We start from the raw sequence: 804 nt of genomic DNA, 5'->3' as shown, positions 1-804 counted from the left end.
CATCAAGGCAAAGAAAGTGACAAACACTTTATAAAATGCAACATAGAAATGCAGTGCGTTTTTAATTTTTACAACTTCAATAAGCTATAATTTTAAATGGCGAAATCGATTCTATGTATTTGTCTCATCATGAAACGTGTCTGTTCTTTTTTGCTTGTCCAAAAAAGAACCAAAAAAAGACACCCGAAAACGAAACTGCCCGTTTTCGGGAGGGATTATCTATTAAGCTTTGGTACTACTGTGGTGAAGGACTGCAGAATGCTATTCGGCAAACAGCCAAAGGCAATTTTTATTTGTATTTAGCTAGCAGCTAATAGCCAACTGCTAAAAGCTATACCGCTTTTCCAAAAAAGAACCAAAAAAAGACACCCGAAAACGAAACTGCCCGTTTTCGGGAGGGAATATCCATTTAGCTGTTGTACTACTGTGGTGAAGGACTGCAGAATGCTATTCGGCAAACAGCCAAAGGCAATTGGCCATTAGCCGCTAGCTGTTAGCCTTTAACCAAACAGCCAATTGCTTTTCAGTTATTGCATCGTCATGCTGAACTCGTTTCAGCATCTCCTGGCAAAACATCAAATTCGCTCCCCGAAGTTTCAAATTCATACCCGAAAGCTTCAAATTCGTGCCCTGAAGTATCAAATTTGAACCCCAATTTATCAAATTCACACCCCAAACTATCAAACTCGTACCGTCAACTATCAAACTTGCTCCGTAATTCATCAAACTCGTTCCGTTATCGTTCAAACTTGCTCGGTAATTCATCAATTTCGTTCCGTCATCAATCAAATTCGTTCTGTTTTG

At 39.2% G+C, this 804-nt stretch carries 1 protein-coding gene; it reads right to left on the bottom strand.

Annotated features, from left to right (window positions below; genetic code table 11):
- Nucleotides 1-486: 486 nt before the first annotated feature.
- Nucleotides 487-804: hypothetical protein (locus GD597_RS21675; protein WP_216368659.1), on the bottom strand; the 318-nt coding region annotated here is incomplete at its 5' end.

The sequence above is a fragment of the Limnovirga soli genome (genome assembly GCF_013106755.1).
Taxonomy (GTDB): Bacteria; Bacteroidota; Bacteroidia; order Chitinophagales; family Chitinophagaceae; genus Limnovirga; species Limnovirga soli.
This window is presented reverse-complemented; position numbering and strand designations above follow the sequence as displayed.